The organism is Psychroflexus longus (assembly GCF_020164595.1).
GTDB lineage: Bacteria > Bacteroidota > Bacteroidia > Flavobacteriales > Flavobacteriaceae > Psychroflexus > Psychroflexus longus.
Map to the genome: position 1 here is coordinate 76,117 of NZ_JAIQZE010000006.1, position 19,174 is coordinate 95,290.

Below are 19,174 nucleotides of genomic sequence, written 5' to 3' on the forward strand. Positions count from 1 at the left end.
CTGCTAGAGCACAAAATATAGTGAAAGCGGAAATTATTACGTCTGAAAACCTCAAAACACTTACGATATTACAAACCATTACTTTTAAGAATACTAGCGATAAGCCTTTAAGTTCTATTTATTTATACAACTGGCAGAATGCCTTTTCAGATAAAAATAGTCCTCTTGCCAAACGTTACGCGCAGGAATTTGTAAGACGGTTTCACTTTGCCTCAGATTATGAAAGAGGAGGAACCACCATACATTCTCTGTCTGCATCAAATACCAGTTCTGATTGGAGATTTGTCGAAGGTCAAGTTGATTTGATTCAGATTGATATAAACAAAAAACTTCCTCCTGGTGAGTCTATCGACATCAATCTTAACTACTCGCTTATTGTGCCAGATCAAAAATTCACAGGATTTGGATGGAATGATCGTGAACTGAATTTAAAAGATTGGCTGATACTTCCCGCAATTCTTGAAGAGGACTGGATTTTGTATAGTCATAAAGATTTAAACGATTTCCCTTTACAAAAATTAGATTATGATTTAAGTTTTGAATATCCGAACACATATTCTATAAAAACAATCTTCAATTCTAAAAAAGAAGAAAGTATTCTTACAGGTTATCAAAAAGTGAACCTGACTGGAAAAGCTTTAGTGGGGACAACTCTTTTCGTAAAACGAATTGATAATTTTGAATCTATTCAAACTGACCACGTTAAAATTCATACTAATCTTAAAGACAGTTCATTACGTCCGGAAATTGAAGCTTTAATTCTAGACAGAATTGTATACTTTATAGAAGATCAATTTGGTGAATTTGGATTTGAGACCATGATGGTGACCGAAGAAGATTATAACCTTTCCCCTGTTTATGGACTCAACCAACTACCTAGTTTTATAAGACCGTTTCCTGATGGCTTTCAGTACGACATCAAAGTTTTAAAAACTATAACCGATCAGTATCTAAGACGTTCTCTTTTAATAGACACCAGAGAGAATCAATGGTTTTTGGATGCCATCCTGGTAAAAGTTATGATGGATTACGTTGATACCTACTATCCAGATGTGAAATTGCTAGGTACATTTTCAAATTTTATCGGTGTTAAGTGGTTTCATGCTTCAGATCTTATGTTTAATGACAGATACAATTTTATTCATCAAACAACAATCCGACAAAACCTTGGACAACCTGTCGATTTTCCTCAAGACAGTCTTTTAAAATTCAATCAAAAACTATCCAATCCATACAAAGGAGGGCTAGGTTTTAAATATTTGGAAGACTACTTAGGGGAAGATATTGTTGACACAAGCTTAAAAATTTACTTTAATGAAAATAGTTTAAATCGCTCAAATCCAGTAGATTATTTTAAAATAGTTTCTTCTCTTACTGATAAAGATATCAATTGGTTTCAATCCAATTATTTAGGCAGTTCAAAGGACATTGATTTTAAAATTAAAAAGGTCAAAAAAATATCGGATTCGCTTGAAATTGAAATTCTAAATAAGACCAGAAATTCAATGCCAGTTGCTGTTTATCAATTGAAAGATGACCGCATCATTTCCAAAGATTGGGTAGGTGCGTTTAGAAACGATACTCTCATTTATCTAAGGGATCTGGGAAGCGATCAGGTTGCTGTCAATTACGAAGGAATCATCCCTGAATTCAATCCTAGAAACAATTTCAAAAGCCGAGGAAAATTACTGAATAAACCATTTCAATTCAGGTTATTGGAAGATATTGATGATCCTAAATACAATCAACTGTTTATCACACCTGAGTTTACATACAATCTTTATGATGGACTTTCTTTAGGGCCTAAATTATATAATACTTCACTTCTCCCAAAACAATTAAGTTTCAAAATCAATCCTAAATATGGATTAACTAGTAATGCTGTTGTTGGTGGTGCTTCAATAGATTATACTCATTTTTTGAAAGGCGAAGATCTCTTTAGTGTGAGGTACGGGCTAACTGGTTCCCGGTTTTCATATAATCAGGATTTATTTTACAGACGATACTCTGGGTATATCAGCATGACTTATCGACCTGAAGATTTACGAGATAATGCCAGGCATAATTTATCTGTAAGAACGGTGAATGTTGATCAAGACGAGAATGAATTTGTAGAAACTGAAGAACCCAACTACAATATTTTCAATATACGCTATAACTTTTCTGATAAAAATCTTGATCGGTTTTTTACAACTTCTGTCGATTATCAAATCGCACAAAAATTCAGCAAATTGTCTTCTACTTTCAGTTTTAGAAAGTTATACAATAACAATAGACAGATCAACTTGCGCTTTTATGGCGGCTTGTTTTTATACAACGACACCCAAGATTCTAATTTTTTCAGTTTTGCCTTAGACAGGCCAACTGACTACTTGTTTGATTACAATTATTACGGGAGGAGCGAAGAGAGCGGTTTGTTCAGTCAGCAGTTTATTATGGCGGAAGGAGGATTCAAATCTCAATTTGATCAAAGATTTGTAAATCAATGGATTACTTCTGCTAATGTAAGTACGACCATATGGAACTGGATTTTCGCTTACGCTGATGCAGGTTTTTACAAGAATAGGTTTGCGAATCCCCAATTTGTCTATGATTCAGGAATTCGTTTGAGTTTTGTTGAAGATTATTTTGAATTGTATCTGCCTGTATATTCTAGCAATGGTTGGGAAATGGGAGAAGACAATTACGACCAAAGAATTAGATTCATTGTATCACTTGATTTAGGTACACTTTTCAAATTATTTACAAGAAAGTGGTACTAAATTAATTTGTTGAAATTCCATTTTTACTTAAAACAGAAAACCTTGAATTCAATTCGAGGTTTTCTGTTTTAAGATGGATATACACTTATGTTAACCTATCAACTTTAAAAATTCATTTCTGGTCTCCTGATTTTTGAATTCACCCCTAAATCCTGAAGTTGTTGTCGCAGAATTCTGCTTTTGAACACCTCTCATCATCATACACATGTGTTGGGCTTCAATAACTACAGCAACGCCCTTAGGCTGTAAGGTGTTATTGATACATTCTAAAATATCATGCGTTAATCGCTCCTGTACTTGTAATCGTCTTGCAAAGACATCCACAATTCTTGGAATCTTACTTAGACCTACGATTTTTCCATTAGGAATATATGCAACGTGAACTTTACCAAAAAATGGAAGCATATGATGCTCGCAAAGCGAATACAATTCTATGTCTTTAATCAAAACCATGTCATCATAATCCTCTTCAAACATGGCCCCTAGCAATATTTTCTGAGGATCCATTTCATAACCCTGAGTAAGGAATTGCATGGCTTTCGCAGCGCGCTCTGGTGTTTTCAATATTCCATTTCTGGATGGGTCTTCACCAATATTTTCAATTATGGAAAGGTAGTTTGACTTTATTTCGTCAACAAAAGGTTGAGTATATTCTTCGTAGGTTTTGTAAGACATGATTTAGGATTTAAGCTGGTGACTAAACTTTTTTCTTAACGTGGCAAGCTTGGGTTCTATGATTAATTGACAATATCTGTTTTCAGTGAAATTATTATAAAAATTTTGATGCTCTTCTTCTGCTGTGTAAAAATCAGATGCTTCTGAAAGTTGAGTGACAATTTTATCTTCAAAAGTATTTTCAGCTTCTAGTTCATTAATTACTGACTTTGCGATTTCTTTTTGAGAAGCTGCATGATAAAATATTTCACTCCTGTACTGTTCTCCTACATCATAGCCTTGTCTATTTAATGTTGTTGGATCATGAGTTGAAAAAAACACGTAAAGCAATGTTTTATAATCCACAATCTCTGGATTATATTTTATTTGGATAGCTTCAGCATGGCCCGTTCTTCCCATGACTACTTCTCTGTACGGAGGATTTTTTATATTACCTCCAGTAAAACCGGACTTAACCTCTACTACTCCTTGAAGACGTTGAAAAACAGCTTCTGTACACCAAAAACAACCATTGGCGAAAGTTGCTAATTCAAATTTTTGATCTGACATAAATTATATTTTGTTCAACAAATTTACATATATATTAAACACGGTTTTTTCATTTAAGGAAATATTAGTAGCTAGAAAAAATCTTTTATCAAATTGTTTACGACAAGTAAAAATCGGATGTTAATGAAATCGCCACCCATGCTTATCTTACTAATTGTAATATGTCCTAAGTCAAATTGGTTTTAAACTAATTGCTAAGGCTTTAGCTTTTTTTAATTCAGATTTTATTCTGACTTTTGAATTTCAATTATAATTCATGATAAAGGCCAAACACATCAGCAAACATTACGGTGAGCTGAAAGTTCTTGATAGTATAAATTTAGAAATACAACAAAAGGAAATTATTTCCATTGTGGGACCTTCTGGTGTTGGAAAAACGACATTGCTTCAAATATTGGGTACATTGGAACTACCTGATCAAAACAAAAATTCTTTTCTCGAAATAAATGGTCAGCAAATAAATGGGCTCAAGAAAAAAGCCCTCGCCAGGTTTAGAAATGAAAACATTGGTTTTATCTTTCAGTTTCATCAACTTTTACCAGAATTTTCGGCTATAGAAAATATTTGTATTCCTGCATTTATAAAAAATACTTCTAGAGGAGCTGCCGAGAAAAGGGCTATGGAGTTGCTTGGTTATTTGGACCTTAAACACAGAGCGGACCATAAACCTAATGAGTTGAGTGGTGGTGAACAACAACGAGTAGCTGTTGCGAGAGCGCTCATCAACCAGCCAAAAGTTATTTTTGCTGATGAACCTTCAGGAAATCTTGACTCAGCTTCTGCCAACAAACTGCACCAATTATTTCTAAAATTAAGAGATGAATTTGATCAAACTTTTGTCATCGTTACTCATAATGAAGAATTAGCGGATATGGCAGACCGAAAACTAGAAATGAAAGATGGCCAATTTGTCTAAAATTGAAAATTTAAAACCTTTCCTGGACGAAAAAGCTCAGTTGTACAACCAATTTAAATTCATTGCAACCGATCCAATTTCAATCCCTCACAAATTCGAGAAAAAAGAAGATATTGAAATTGTAGGATTTTTGATTGCCACCATAGCATGGGGAAATAGAAAAAGCATTCTTAATAACGGAGAAAAACTCTGTAAAATCCTAAAGTTTGAACCCTATGATTTCATTTTGAATCACACTGATGCTGACCTTGATAAATGCATTGGATTTGTTCATAGAACTTTCAATGCTCATGACTTAAAATATTTCATAAAAGCTTTAAAATATATTTACACCAATCATCAGGGTCTAGAATCTGTGTTTTATAAACATCAGACCAAAGAATCCCTTCAACCAGCGATACATGAGTTCAAATCTCTTTTTTTTCAGCTTGAACATGAGCAAAGAACAGAAAAACACGTTAGCGATCCTAAAAAAAATTCAGCTGGCAAACGTATAAATATGTTTCTCCGCTGGATGATAAGAAAAGATACAAATGGAGTGGATTTCGGTATTTGGAACAGTATTTCCCCATCAATCTTGTCCTGTCCACTCGATGTACATTCTGGAAGAATCGCTCGAGAACTAGGTCTTTTAAATAGAAAAAAAAACGACGCTAAAGCAGTGAAAGAATTGGATATGAATTTACGCCAACTAGATCCAATGGACCCAGTGAAATACGATTTTGCACTTTTCGGACTCGGTGCTTTTGAAAACTTTTAAAATAGGTGCAAAACCCTATTTTTTGTATATTGCGTTTTATAGATATTTAGAATTAGTTTATATAAAGTTTAGATGAAAACCAATCCAAAAAATGAATCCAAAAGGATCGATGCACTTAGATCCTTAGATATCTTAGATACATTACCCGAGCAAGAATATGACCAGATCACAAAACTTGTTGCTTCCATATGTGATACTCCTGTGGCTCTCATTTCCTTAATTGATGAAGATCGGCAGTGGTTTAAATCAAAAATTGGCATTGATTCGTGTGGAACCCGGAAAGAATATTCGTTCTGCAATTTTGCCATCCAATCTGATGATGAAATCATGGAAGTATCCGATGCAAGAGAAGATGAAAGGTTTCAAAAAAATCCTCTTGTCAGCGGAGATAACCAAGTTATTTTTTATGCTGGTGCTCCTTTGAGGGATAAAGATGGCAATGCGCTTGGTACGCTTTGCGTGATAGATCATCAACCTAGAACTTTATCCGAAAAACAAAAAGAAGGCCTATTGTTTTTAGCCAATCAGGTCATCAAACTATTTGAGCTTCACTCTATCAATAAGGGACTTAAGAAAACTCAAAAATTACTCAAGGAAAAAAATAATCAATTAAGAAATTTTGCTGGAGTGGTCTCTCATGATATGAAAATGCCACTTGCCAATATGATTGTTACCATTGATATCCTGAAGGCAAAATATAAAAGTATTCTTGATGATTCTGGGGTAGATTACCTAGATAATCTAAAGAAGTCATCATTTCAATTGAGTGACTACATTACCAATATTCTAACGCACTACGAAAGTGATAACATCACAAGTAATGAAGATTCATTAGAAGTTTTTGATGTACACACTTTGGTAGAAGATATAGTAGAAATGCTTGATATAGGTGATGATTGCGACATTTCGTTTCCCGAAGAAAGCATAGATATATTTACCAACCGTGTAGCTCTGGAACAGATTTTACTTAATCTGATAGGTAATAGCCTCAAGTACAATGATAAGTCCAAAATTGAAATTGATATCGATTTCAAAAAAGAACCAGATTTTTATAGATTTTTTGTGAAAGATAATGGCATTGGAATTCCGAAAGACAAGCAAAAGGAAATCTTTAATTTGTTTTCTATTGTTGCAGAAAATGACAGAAAAGGCAACAAAGGAAATGGAATTGGACTCTCTACAGTCAAAAAAATGATTCACAACCTGGGGGGGGAAATCAAAGTAAGCTCTGTTGAAGGCAAAGGAACTACTTTCGAATTTACCATTGAAAGAACCAAAAAGCTTGAGGATTGATGATTTTTGAAAAGCCAGATGTACTCTACTTTCTCTTTCTACTCATCATTCCCATATTAGTTCACTTATTTCAGCTTAGAAAATTTAAAACCACCAAATTCAGTAATGTTGCGCTATTAGAGCGTATCCAATTACAATCCAGAAAAAGTTCAACCATAAAAAAATGGTTAATACTAGCCACTCGACTTTTAGGCTTAATTTTTCTGATTTTAGCTTTTGCAAAGCCCTTCATTCCTAAATCAGAGACTGCGCTTCAGATGGATGAAATTGTCATCTATCTAGACAATTCATTTTCCATGGAATTGCCAGCAAAACAATTGACTTTACTTGAAGATTCCAAGCAAAATTTATGGGAACAACTCAATCAAAACGAGCGTTTTTCACTTTTTACAAATGATAAAGTTTGGAAAAATGTCACCAAAAACGATATCAAAGCAGATTTCTTTTCTATTAAATTCACTCCCGTTCACCTCAGTTTTGAGAACATATTGCTTAAAGCTGAGTCTATGTTTGAAGACCGGATGTCTGGCCATAATTTATTTTTAATTACCGATGGACTTAACTTTGAAGATAAAGTTCGCCTGAAGTCTAAAAATGCAACAGACCTTAACTTAATCCTTAAGTCACCCTCAACGCTAGAAAACTTCAGCATTGCATCCGCTCAACTGGAAACAACCAATACTTCAAAAAAAATTCAGGCCGAAATTCGATCTTACAACGCATCAAACAAAGATGTAACAGTATCATTGATGGATAACGATGAACTCGTAGCCAAAACCAAAGCTAACTTTGAAGAGGCTACATCTACAGTTATAAAATTCGATTTATCAAATAGAGATTTTAAAAAAGGGATCTTGGAGATTGAACCAGATGGCATGTCCTACGATAACAAGTTGTTTTTCAGTTTAAGTGAAGAAAAGAAAATTAATATAGTAGCCATTAACTCTAATGGTCAAAAATCTTTTTTAGCATCGCTCTATGACATCAATAAATTCAACTTTCAAGAATTTCAACTCACAGAATTCGATTACTCCAAAATTTCAGATGCAGATCTTTTTATTCTGAATGAGATCGATGATATCAATCCCATACTCCTCAGTAGAATCAAAGAATTTCGAGAAAATGGTGGAACTTTAGTAATCATTCCCAATAAAAATACAACTCCAGTCACGTTCAAAGGACTTTTCAATACTTCAAACATTTATAAAAGTAAAACTTCAGAGCAAAGAGAAATTACCAGCATTAACTTTGATCACCTGCTTTTTAAGAACGTTTTTTCAGAACAAATTCAAAATTTTGATTATCCATCCACTCAAATGTTTTTAGAAATTAATCCTAGCTTCTCGCCTATTCTGCAATACAGCAACGGACAATCCTTCCTAGCTGAAAAAGATAGAATTTATAGTTTCTCATCAGCACTAAACACGGACTTATCAAACTTCACAAATTCTCCACTCGTTGTTCCTGTTTTCTATAATATCGCACTGGAAAGTAATGTAAGACCAGAATTGTACTCAATTATAGGTCAAGAAAATAAAATTGATATAAAAACAAATCTAAAGAAGGACGAAATACTAAAACTTGTTAATAAAAGTCAGCAAGTTATCCCGCAACAAACAAAGCTTGGAAATATTGTTCAGATCAACACACAATATCAGCCAAAGTCCAGAGGACACTACCAATTAAAACAAAAGGATTCAGTTCTGCTCAATTTAAGTTTCAACTATGATCGATTTGAGAGCGACTTTAATCCTTTGGATCTAAGCACAGTGGAGGCCAAAACATTTTCATCAATACCTGAAGCCTTTAATTCTTTTACAGAAGAGAGGAAAATCCTTGAGCTTTGGATTTGGATGCTTATTTTTGCAATTGGTTTCTTTCTTACAGAGCTTTTAATCTTGAGATTTTTAAAATAACGCCTATGCCTTCCATACTTTTAAAATCTGCGAAAATTCTGGATACAGAAAGTTCTTATCATTTAAAAACTAAAGATATACTCATTGAAAACGGAGTTATATCTCAAATTGAGGATTCTATAAATGCTGGAGATAAGATTATAGCACATGAAAATCTTCATGTTTCTAATGGCTTTTTTGACAGTTCAGTATCTTTCGGTGAACCCGGTTACGAGGAAAGAGAAACGCTTGCAAATGGTGTAACCACAGCGAGACGATCTGGCTTTACTGGTTTCCTTCTCAACCCAAATTTAAATCCCGTTACTGATTCTTATTCTGCTGTCAAATTTCTTCAGCAACAAATCGATACTCAACTTATCCAAATTAAACCTATTGGGGCTCTTACCAGAAGTTTTGATGGTAAAAATCTAGCTGAACTATATGATATGCAAATGGCTGGTGCTATAGGCTTCTACGATTTCAAAACCTCAGTAAAGGATGCTAATTTATTTAAAATAGCTCTTCAGTATGTAAAAGGTTTTGATGGATTGATTTTTTCTTATCCTCAGGATCAATCCATTGCTGGTAAAGCTCAAGTCAACGAAGATAAATTTACAACCTATATTGGCCTTAAAGGAATTCCTAGCCTGGCTGAAGAATTACAAATTGCGAGAGATCTTTACATATTAGAATATACAGGTGGAAAATTGCATATTCCCAATGTTTCTACCAAAGCTTCAATTCAGTTGATTAAGGAAGCTAAAGTAAAAGGTTTGCAAGCGACTTCGAGCGTTGCTTTACCTCATTTATTCTTTTCGAGTAATCAACTTGAAGCTTTCGATAGTAAGTATAAAATTCTTCCACCCTTAAGAACTGAAGAGGATTGTATAGCGTTAAAACAAGCGGTATTAGATGGCACTATAGACATGGTAACATGCGATCACGAGCCTATGGACGAAGAACACAAGGAGCTGGAATTTGAAAATGCAAGCTATGGAAGCATCGGCCTGGAGTCGGCATTTTCAGTTCTAAACAACTTGTTTGGTGTCGAAAAAGCTTCAGAATTATTATCCAAAACCAAGTTGTGTTTTGGACTGGAGACTTCACAAATTGAAGTTAATCAACGTGCAGATTTAAGCCTATTTGAACCAAATTTAGAATATAAATTTCAAAAAAAACATATATTCTCTAAATCTAAAAACAGCATTTTCCTTGGAGAAAATCTTAAGGGAAAAGTTCTGGGGAGTATTTACAATAATTCGTTTTATGAAAATTAAAAAAGAGAGGAGCGGTAAAACCGCTGCTATAGTAGCTTATTTTACAATTTTTGGTAGCATTCTCGCCCTTTTGCTAAACTCAGCTGAAAATAAGCACGAGTTTGCAAGTTTTCATATAAGACAAGCTTTAGGGGTCAATTTTTTGGTGATTTTCATAAGTATAATAGTGAGCGGAATTCCCGAGACTGTAAGTAATCTTCAAGAAATAATGATCAGTACTCCACTTTACTTAGGTTATACTATCCTTTGGCTTTTTGGATTTATTGGTGCTGTTTCTGGAAAACAAAATAAAGTTCCATTAATTGGAAACTTGTGTCAAACTGTATTTAAAAAACTTACTTAAATGACTACTAAAAATTTATCACTTACACACCTTATACGGCCTTCCAGTTTATCAGGAAAAGCTCCTCTTATACTTATGTTACATGGCTATGGCAGTGACGAAAACGACTTGTTTTCGTTTGCTAGTGAATTGCCAGAGAAGTACATGATCATCTCTTTAAAAGCTCCTCATTCACTCCAACCTATGGGGAATGCCTGGTATGCTATCAATTTTGATGCACAACAAGGAAAGTTTAGCGACATAGAACAAGCTATAGAATCCAGAGAATTGGTAAAGAAATTCATAGAAGAAGCCCTTGAAGAGTATCCCATCGATTCTGACAATGTTACCTTACTTGGGTTTAGCCAAGGTACAATACTAAGTTTTGCATTAGGTCTCTCCTACCCTCATTTAGTAAAAAATATAATTGGCTTATCTGGATACGTTGATCCTAATATGATAAAAGCAGGTTATGAATCGAAAGACTTTAGCCATCTTAAAGTGTATAATTCTCATGGAAGTTCAGACCAGGTAATCCCTGTAGAATGGGCAAGAAACAATAAGCCATTTTTGGAAAAATTGGCTATTGATTTAACCTATGAAGAATATCCTGTGGGCCACGGTATCAATCCACAAAATTTCAAAAGCTTCAAAAGCTGGATGGAAAAGAATAATTAATTTTTTACACGTATTTATTATGCTCATTATTGGCATTGCCGGGGGAACTGGAAGTGGTAAAACCACTGTGGTGAACCAAATTATAAACGAACTGCAACACGACGAAGTTGATGTGATTTATCAGGATTCTTACTATAAAGATTTGTCGCATCTTCCCAAGGAAGAAAGAAAACGTATCAATTTTGATCATCCTAAATCTATAGATTTTGATCTTTTAGTAGAGCACTTAAAGATTTTGAAGTCTGGTAAATCAGTTGAACAGCCTGTCTACTCTTTCAAAGAACACAATAGAACCGAGGAAACCATTACCACCAAACCAAGAAAAGTCATGATTGTGGAGGGTATTCTTATTTTCACTCACCCTGATATAAGAGAGATGTTTGATATCAAGATTTTTGTGCACGCGGACAGCGATGAACGTTTAATGAGACGTCTTAAACGAGATATCACCGAGCGCGGTAGAGATCTGGATGAAGTATTGAACCGATATAAAACTACTTTGAAGCCCATGCATCAGCAATTTATTGATCCCACTAAAGAATATGCTGATATCATTATACCCAACAACCGATTTAATACGGTGGCTATTGATATTGTTCAAACTATTATTAAGGAAAGACTCCTCTAATTTTAGTATATTACAATCATGAAGTACAAAGACTTAAAACAAAAGCCTTGGTTCAAATTTATGAGCAACAAGTACGTTCTTGTGCTCACGGTCTTTGTCGTATGGATGCTATTTTTAGATAGTAATTCATGGCTCATTCACAGAGAATTAAATCAAGAAATTGATGAAATAAAAGCTAACAAATTTTATTATCAGACCGAAATACAAAAAGACAAACAAATTCTTAATGAACTTAAAGATAGCATTGAAATAGAACGTTTTGCCAGGGAAACCTACTTTATGAAACGTCCCAATGAAGATGTTTATATAATTGAATACGAAGACAGTTTAAAAACTGATAAAGATGAGTAAAAAATTATTTAATGAATTCGATTCTGTGTCAGCAAAAGCATGGAAACAAAAAATCCAAGTGGACCTGAAAGGTGCAGATTACAACGAAACTTTGGTTACTTCTACTGATGAAGGTATCGATATAAAACCTTTTTATCATGCAGATGATCATGATTATAATTTTTCGCTTCCAAAGTCACCTGCCTGGCATGTTACCGAAAAACTGTATCTGGAAAATGTAGAAATTACCATCGAAAATGCACTGGATGTTATAGAACGTGGTGCAGAAAGTTTATGGATTATTGTTCCAGAAGCTGATGATAAAAAATTAAAATTCTTTGAAGCTCTAAGCGATCTTAAAACTCCACTTTATATTGAAGTTTTATTCCAAGATCTTGATTTTTTTGAAAAGCTAAATTCTCTACTGGTTAAACAGAATAAGACTGTTTTATTTGGATATGATCCTGTTCATCAATTAGCTTCTTCAGGTAATTGGTTTAACAACCAAAAAGAGGATTTTGATGCTTTTTTAAAAACAACCCAGTTGTCAAGCTTCAAAAATCATATCAACGTTGATGCTAGACTGTACCAAAACGCTGGTGGTCTCATCACACAACAACTTGCTTATGGGTTAGCGCATCTCAATGAATATCTTAATATTCTTGAACTATCCGACAACAGATTAAAATCGATCAGCTTCAATTTTATTATTTCTCAAGGCTCCAATTACTTTTTTGAAATCGCTAAGCTCAAAGCTTTTCGACTTCTCGTGAATAGTTTGGCTAAGGAATTTGATACTGAAATTGATCTCACTATAATAGCTGAACCTAGCAAGCGCAATCATACTATTTACGATTACAATATGAATATGCTACGCACCACAACAGAATGTATGAGTGCGATTTTGGGTGGCGCCAATTGGGTTAATAATTTAGCTTACGATGAAGTTTTCCATAAGAGAAATGAATTTGGAGAACGAATTTCTCGAAATCAATTACTGATTTTAAAGCAAGAAAGCTATTTTGATAAAGTTTTGAATCCAGTAGATGGAACTTACTATATAGAAAATATCACCATAGAATTAGCTGAAAAAGCTTTAAGTATTTTTAAAACAATTGAAGCTGGTAAAGGTTTTATTCATCAATTGTTTGAGGGGAAAATTCAGAAAAAGATAAAAGAAAGTGCTGAAAAAGAACAAGCTAAAGTAAAAACTGGAGATTTCATTCTTGTTGGTTTAAATAAATATGAAAATCTAGAAGACAAGATGTCACAAGACTTAGAGCTTTTTCCATTTTTGAAACAACAACAGCGTAAAACGCTTATAGAACCTATTTTAGAGAAAAGATTAGCAGAGCCAATTGAAAAAGATCGATTAGAACAAGAGAAAAAAAATCCATCTTCAAAACCAACTGAATAGTATGGAAAGAAAAAATATACAACAGATGAATTTGATCTCAGCTTCCCGAAAAGAGGAAGAAGAGATTTCAAAGTTCAAAACTGCAGAACAGATAAAAATAAAGACTAAGTACTCCAAAGAAGATCTAGATAAAATAGAACATCGAGATTTTGTAGCTGGACTTGCGCCACACCTGCGAGGACCTTATTCAACCATGTACGTGAGAAGACCTTGGACGATCAGGCAATATGCTGGATTTTCTACCGCAGAAGAAAGCAATGCCTTTTACAGAAGAAATCTTGCTGCTGGGCAAAAAGGACTTTCGGTGGCCTTTGATCTGCCAACGCATAGAGGTTACGATAGTGATCATGAGCGTGTAGTTGGTGATGTTGGAAAAGCTGGAGTTGCCATAGATACCGTGGAAGATATGAAAGTCTTATTTGATCAGATTCCATTAGACAAAATGTCTGTTTCAATGACCATGAATGGAGCTGTTTTGCCGATCATGGCTTTTTACATTGCGGCTGCAGAAGAAACAGGTGTGAAACAGGAACAACTTTCAGGAACCATCCAAAATGACATTCTGAAAGAATTTATGGTTAGAAATACTTACATCTATCCACCAACTCCTTCAATGAAAATAATTTCAGATATTTTTGAATTTACTTCTCAAAATATGCCGAAATTTAATAGCATCAGTATTTCCGGTTATCATATGCAGGAAGCTGGGGCTACTGCAGATATTGAATTGGCTTATACACTGGCAGATGGTTTGGAATACATCAAAAAAGGTTTGGAGGCAGGAATGGATATCGACACTTTTGCCCCGAGACTTTCATTTTTCTGGGGAATTGGCATGAATCATTTTATGGAAATTGCCAAAATGAGAGCTGCAAGAATGCTTTGGGCAAAAATGGTAAAAGATTTCAATCCTAAAAATCCAAAATCTTTAGCCTTAAGAACACACTCACAGACTAGCGGCTGGACGTTAACAGAACAAGACCCGTTTAACAACGTTGCCAGAACGTGTATTGAAGCAACAGCTGCGGCTTTTGGCGGAACTCAAAGTTTACATACAAATGCATTAGATGAAGCTATTGCTTTACCAACAGATTTCTCCGCAAGGATAGCACGAAATACACAAATTTACCTTCAGGAAGAAACAGGAATTACCAAAACTGTTGATCCTTGGGCAGGAAGTTATTATGTTGAAAAATTAACACACGATATTGCTCAACAAGCCTGGAAGCATATTGAAGAAGTCAAAGAACTTGGCGGTATGACTAAAGCCATTGAGGCTGGAATTCCAAAATTAAGAATAGAACAAGCAGCGGCGAAGAAACAGGCTAGAATTGATAGCGGAACCGATAAGATCATTGGAATCAACGCCTACAGATTGAAACAAGAAGATCCTATAGTTACTCTGGAAGTAGATAACCAAACTGTAAGAAGACAACAGTTGGAGAAGCTTTCGAAGATAAAAGCAGAGCGCAATGATGAAAAAGTAAAGAAAAGCTTAAAGGATCTCACCCGCATTGCTAAAGAAGAAAATGGTAATCTACTTAAAGCTGCTGTAATCGCAGCTAGAGAAAGAGCTACACTTGGTGAAATAAGTAACGCTCTGGAGGAAGTATATGGAAGACACCAAGCCAAAATTCAATCGTTTAGTGGAGTATACAGCAAAGAAATGAAAACAGATAAATCCTTTAGCAAAGCTCAGGCTCTAGCCGATGAATTTGCAGAAAAAGAAGGTCGCCGTCCGCGAATAATGATTGCCAAAATGGGACAGGATGGTCACGATAGAGGAGCAAAAGTAGTTGCTACAGGGTATGCCGACGTTGGTTTTGATGTGGATATTGGTCCGTTATTTCAAACGCCACAGGAAGCTGCCCGACAAGCTGTGGAAAACGATGTGCATATACTGGGAGTGTCTTCTCTGGCAGCAGGCCATAAAACGCTTGTACCTGAAGTTATTGCTGAACTCAAAAAACTTGGACGAGAAGATATTATGGTGATTGTAGGTGGAGTAATTCCGTCTGCTGATTATAAATTTTTGTTTGATGCAGGTGCAGTTGCAGTTTTTGGACCTGGAAGCAGAATAAGTGATGCGGCGATTCAAATTTTAGAAATTTTAAACGATAGCTTTTAAAATCAGTTTAAAACTATAAAACTTAGGAATAGGTTTTGCACAGATGTAAACCATTCAAACACAATGACAAGATCAAGTCATTCAAAAAGTAATCATGGCTATTATTGGAAATATTATAAAAGGCGTTATCAATCTCAGAAACTCTATTTCTCTTGAAACTGACCACATTAAAAATCAAAAAGAGACTTTGAATTTTTTGCTGGAAAAAGCAAAAAAAACAGAATTTGGAAATCATTTTGAATTTTTAAAAGTTTTAAACTCAGTGGATCCCTACAAAAATTTCAAGTCGAATATCCCTTACTTCGATTATGACAAAATGCATAACGATTGGTGGCATAAGCTTCATGAGGGTGTGAGTAATGTTACATGGCCGGGGAATCCAGATTATTTTGCCTTGAGCTCTGGAACTACAGGAAAAACCAGCAAGCGAATTCCAGTGACGGATGACATGATAGAAGCTATTAAGAACGCGGGAATCAAACAAATATTAGCAATTGAAAACTATGATTTACCTTCCGATTTTTTTGAAAAGGAAATAATGATGTTGGGAAGTTCAACTGAACTTCAGGAAAATAATGACCACTTAGAAGGTGAGATCAGTGGAATTAGTGCCAGTAAAATACCATTTTGGTTTCGAGGATTCTATAAACCAGGAGAAGAAATTTCCAAAATTGACGATTGGGATGAACGCGTTCAGAAAATTGCTGAAAATGCTAAAACCTGGGATATTGGAGCCTTAAGTGGTATTCCATCCTGGATGGAATTGATGATGGAAAAAGTCATCGAGTATCATAAGGTGGATAACATTCACGACATATGGCCAAACTTAAAGGTCTATACAACAGGTGGCGTGGCATTTGGTCCTTATGAAAAAAGCTTCAAACGCTTGACAGGGAAACATGTTCATGTGATTGATACCTATTTAGCTTCAGAAGGGTTTATTGCCTTGCAAACTCGTCCTGAGACAGATGCTATGCAACTGTTGACCGATAATGGAATTTTTTTCGAATTTATACCATTCAAACCGGAATACATAAACCAGGATGGTTCACTAAAAGCCGACTCTCCGAGTATATCTATCGAGGATGTGAAACTTGATCAAGATTATGTATTGGTCATAAGTACGGTGAGTGGTGCTTGGCGGTATAGTATTGGAGATACCATCCAATTTACGGATGTTGAAAAAGCAGAAATAAGAATAACGGGGAGAACAAAATTCTTTTTAAATACCGTAGGTTCTCAACTTTCTGTCAACAAAATGGATGCAGCCATGAAGGAATTGGGAAATCAATTTGATATGGAAGTTTCAGAATATACCATTTGCGCCAAACGTGCAGATGATAATGAGTTTTATCATTTTTGGTACTTAGGAACTTCAGATACAAGTTTAGATTCCTCTGAAGTCGCTGAAGCGCTTGATAAGGCTTTGAAATCTGCTAACAAAAATTACGAAGTGGCCAGAACTAAAGCGCTAAAAGGGGTCAAAGTCAATCTAGTAAAACCAGATGTGTTTTATGACTGGAATGCAAGAAATAAGAAAAAAGGTGGGCAGGTAAAAATGGAACGGGTGATGAACGAGGAAAAATTCAGTGAATGGGAAAATTTTGTACAAAAGCACTAACTAGCGCTCCTGTACAATTTCCATAATTTCCTCTGGTGATAAATAATAACGCTTTATTCTTTCCTTATATTTTTTATCAATATCAGCATGATCGAGTATGAAATTTTTAGTCTTCAGGATATAATCTTCCATACCTTGGTTTACAGCAAAAGTATCTGCTGCTCTCTCGGCCTCAACAATATGTTTTTCCAGATATAAATATTTGATACCAAACCAAATCATATTGAATTTACCACGATGCTGATAATCCAGAATATGACCTAATTCGTGGCCAAGCCAACCTATTAAGACTTCTGTAGGCACATTTATAGTTCGAAATTCCTGACCAGATATTTTAAATTTTTCACTTATAAAAATAAAGTATTTACGCTTAGCCCTTGGTTTTAATAAACTTTTGAAGTCTGGCTGAGCTTGCATTGTAGATTTTTTTATATCCGATTTAAATTTAAACGTAATTGACGTCTCCTTTAATTGAGGATAATAGCTTAAAGCCTGTTTGACCTCATTTTCTATAGATTCAGGATAAATATGAGGATTTTGAGCTTTCATATTGTCAATTATTAAAAATTTGAAGTGAAATGCAAGTATAATAAAAAGATTAATGCTTTGTTTTGGGCTCATATATTAATCTAAAAAATGTGCTAAACCGATCATTATTTGCTTCAATAGGGATTCCAGTAACAATGCCTATCATTAAATGATCTGAAATTCCTAAACGCATCTGCGGTCTTAGGGTGGTTTCTAATTTCCCATCAACGATAATTTTATTGATTTCGAGACCTATAAAGTTACGAGTTCCTGTAATCATGTAATGAAAACTGGTATGTATTTGATAGAAGAATTCATTTTCGAAACCACTGAATCCTCTTTCCCAAACAGGACCCGAGTAAACTAGGGAATGAAAGTTGGATCCCAGACGTTTGGCAACAACCAAAAATGGACTCATCTTATTACCTGTAAACAAGCGACCAGAATCGTATCTGTTGAAAGCATTCATGGTAAAGCTATGTAAATATCCACCGGCCATAGATAAGTTGTATTTTGGGCTTACAAGAAATGAGTACTGAGCAGCAAATTGCAAACCTTCTAACCTGCTCTGAGGAAGTGGATCAGCATTAGAAGACTCTCGCCTGTCATAATAAAACTGAAAAGGAAGTTCTATTTCTAATCCTAAACGGTCTACAGGCGCCCACTCATACTCAATTAAGGCTTCATACTCTTCATAATCGTTATTGTCGTTAACACCAAATCCTACGTTCCATTCACGCTCACCTTTTCTAGCTCCAAGATCTCTTATAAGATCAATATAGAGTGGTTCTGCGTGAAGTACTTTGGGTGACAAACCTTTTTGATCTTCTGTTTCTGATATATAAATGCTATCTCTTTCCTGTTTGGTAACTTGACCAAATATTGAGATTGAACATAACACTAGTGTTGAGAATAAAACTATTCTCAATGAATATTTTAATGACATAATAAATGAATTTGAGTTAAAATTAATTTTGATTAAAATGAATTTTAAGCTTCAAATTCTGGTGGTGGAATAATGATTTTAGAATGATCCTGAGAGTTGATCAAGGCCACATAATTCATGATGGAATTACATTCCAAATAAAGATTTAATAAAGCGAGATTTTCAAATAGATTGGTTCTGAAAAGATCAACATGATTTTTTTTGGATGCTGATTTTTCTGGCAACTCATGGTCATGGTTTTGCTCACTGAAAGCATCTTCAATACCAATTCCCTTCTCAATGATCAATTCAATGAGTGTTTCCTGCTCGTTGTAATTTATCCTTTTTAAAAATATATCTGGAGCGTCTATACTCAAGTTGATAAACACTAGTATAAGAAATACCAAAATGTGTCTACCTAACCAACCTTCTCTTATTTCCCTTAAAATCATTTACATTAAAAATGTAAT

Annotated in this window: 18 protein-coding genes; 13 read left to right on the plus strand and 5 right to left on the minus strand. The window is 34.7% G+C overall.

Annotated features, from left to right (window positions below; all coding sequences use genetic code 11):
- Nucleotides 1-20: 20 nt before the first annotated feature.
- The gene (locus LB452_RS07230; RefSeq protein ID WP_224461064.1) at nucleotides 21-2,762 is read left to right on the plus strand and encodes a gluzincin family metallopeptidase; all 2,742 of its coding nucleotides are present in this window, start codon (nucleotides 21-23) and stop codon (nucleotides 2,760-2,762) included.
- Between the two features lie 90 nt (nucleotides 2,763-2,852).
- Here the strand turns inward: LB452_RS07230 and folE are convergent, their stop codons facing one another.
- Nucleotides 2,853-3,437, minus strand: coding sequence for a GTP cyclohydrolase I FolE (folE, locus tag LB452_RS07235; RefSeq protein WP_224461065.1), 585 nt, complete (start codon nucleotides 3,435-3,437; stop codon nucleotides 2,853-2,855).
- Nucleotides 3,438-3,440: 3 nt separating this feature from the next.
- A complete protein-coding gene (gene msrA / locus LB452_RS07240) occupies nucleotides 3,441-3,986 on the minus strand; it encodes a peptide-methionine (S)-S-oxide reductase MsrA (protein WP_224461066.1) in 546 nt (181 codons plus the stop codon).
- Nucleotides 3,987-4,242: 256 nt separating this feature from the next.
- Here msrA and LB452_RS07245 point away from each other — a divergent pair, with 256 nt between their 5' ends.
- The 12 genes from LB452_RS07245 to LB452_RS07300 all read left to right on the plus strand — a co-directional run bounded on the left by LB452_RS07245 (nucleotide 4,243) and on the right by LB452_RS07300 (nucleotide 17,251).
- Complete coding sequence (locus tag LB452_RS07245; RefSeq protein WP_224461067.1) at nucleotides 4,243-4,902, plus strand: ABC transporter ATP-binding protein; 660 nt, start codon at nucleotides 4,243-4,245, stop codon at nucleotides 4,900-4,902.
- Nucleotides 4,886-5,662: a TIGR02757 family protein gene (locus LB452_RS07250; protein WP_224461068.1), complete on the plus strand. Its 777-nt coding sequence runs from the start codon at nucleotides 4,886-4,888 to the stop codon at nucleotides 5,660-5,662. Before LB452_RS07245 ends, LB452_RS07250 begins: the two co-directional genes overlap by 17 nt.
- A gap of 72 nt (nucleotides 5,663-5,734) precedes the next feature.
- The gene (locus tag LB452_RS07255; RefSeq protein WP_224461069.1) at nucleotides 5,735-6,955 is read left to right on the plus strand and encodes a sensor histidine kinase; all 1,221 of its coding nucleotides are present in this window, start codon (nucleotides 5,735-5,737) and stop codon (nucleotides 6,953-6,955) included.
- A complete protein-coding gene (locus LB452_RS07260; RefSeq protein ID WP_224461070.1) occupies nucleotides 6,955-8,871 on the plus strand; it encodes a BatA domain-containing protein in 1,917 nt (638 codons plus the stop codon). The genes LB452_RS07255 and LB452_RS07260 overlap by 1 nt, the downstream gene beginning before the upstream one ends.
- A 5-nt stretch (nucleotides 8,872-8,876) precedes the next feature.
- The gene (locus LB452_RS07265; protein WP_224461071.1) at nucleotides 8,877-10,127 is read left to right on the plus strand and encodes a dihydroorotase; all 1,251 of its coding nucleotides are present in this window, start codon (nucleotides 8,877-8,879) and stop codon (nucleotides 10,125-10,127) included.
- Nucleotides 10,117-10,470 carry a hypothetical protein gene (locus LB452_RS07270; protein ID WP_224461072.1) on the plus strand — a complete coding sequence of 118 codons (354 nt, stop codon included), beginning with the start codon at nucleotides 10,117-10,119 and terminating at the stop codon, nucleotides 10,468-10,470. Before LB452_RS07265 ends, LB452_RS07270 begins: the two co-directional genes overlap by 11 nt.
- Nucleotides 10,471-11,127 carry an alpha/beta hydrolase gene (locus LB452_RS07275; protein WP_224461073.1) on the plus strand — a complete coding sequence of 219 codons (657 nt, stop codon included), beginning with the start codon at nucleotides 10,471-10,473 and terminating at the stop codon, nucleotides 11,125-11,127.
- A 19-nt stretch (nucleotides 11,128-11,146) separates the two neighbouring features.
- A complete protein-coding gene (udk, locus tag LB452_RS07280) occupies nucleotides 11,147-11,755 on the plus strand; it encodes a uridine kinase (protein ID WP_224461146.1) in 609 nt (202 codons plus the stop codon).
- 18 nt (nucleotides 11,756-11,773) lie between these two features.
- Nucleotides 11,774-12,106, plus strand: coding sequence for an FtsB family cell division protein (locus tag LB452_RS07285; RefSeq protein WP_224461074.1), 333 nt, complete (start codon nucleotides 11,774-11,776; stop codon nucleotides 12,104-12,106).
- Nucleotides 12,099-13,502, plus strand: coding sequence for a methylmalonyl-CoA mutase subunit beta (locus tag LB452_RS07290; RefSeq protein ID WP_224461075.1), 1,404 nt, complete (start codon nucleotides 12,099-12,101; stop codon nucleotides 13,500-13,502). The genes LB452_RS07285 and LB452_RS07290 overlap by 8 nt, the downstream gene beginning before the upstream one ends.
- Nucleotide 13,503: 1 nt before the next feature.
- A complete protein-coding gene (gene scpA, locus LB452_RS07295; protein WP_224461076.1) occupies nucleotides 13,504-15,630 on the plus strand; it encodes a methylmalonyl-CoA mutase in 2,127 nt (708 codons plus the stop codon).
- Between the two features lie 94 nt (nucleotides 15,631-15,724).
- Nucleotides 15,725-17,251, plus strand: a complete 1,527-nt coding sequence (locus tag LB452_RS07300; protein WP_224461077.1) for a GH3 family domain-containing protein — start codon at nucleotides 15,725-15,727, stop codon at nucleotides 17,249-17,251.
- Here the strand turns inward: LB452_RS07300 and LB452_RS07305 are convergent, their stop codons facing one another.
- Genes LB452_RS07305 through LB452_RS07315 form a run of 3 tightly spaced genes read right to left on the minus strand, consistent with a single transcriptional unit; the run spans nucleotide 17,252 to nucleotide 19,156 of the window.
- Entirely contained in the window at nucleotides 17,252-17,800 is a 549-nt protein-coding gene (locus LB452_RS07305; RefSeq protein ID WP_224461078.1) for a hypothetical protein, read from the minus strand. It abuts the gene before it with no gap.
- Between the two features lie 49 nt (nucleotides 17,801-17,849).
- Nucleotides 17,850-18,725 (minus strand): HAEPLYID family protein, encoded by an 876-nt coding sequence (locus LB452_RS07310; RefSeq protein WP_224461079.1) that lies wholly within the window; start codon nucleotides 18,723-18,725, stop codon nucleotides 17,850-17,852.
- Nucleotides 18,726-18,769: 44 nt separating this feature from the next.
- Nucleotides 18,770-19,156, minus strand: coding sequence for a hypothetical protein (locus LB452_RS07315; protein WP_224461080.1), 387 nt, complete (start codon nucleotides 19,154-19,156; stop codon nucleotides 18,770-18,772).
- Nucleotides 19,157-19,174: the final 18 nt, after the last annotated feature.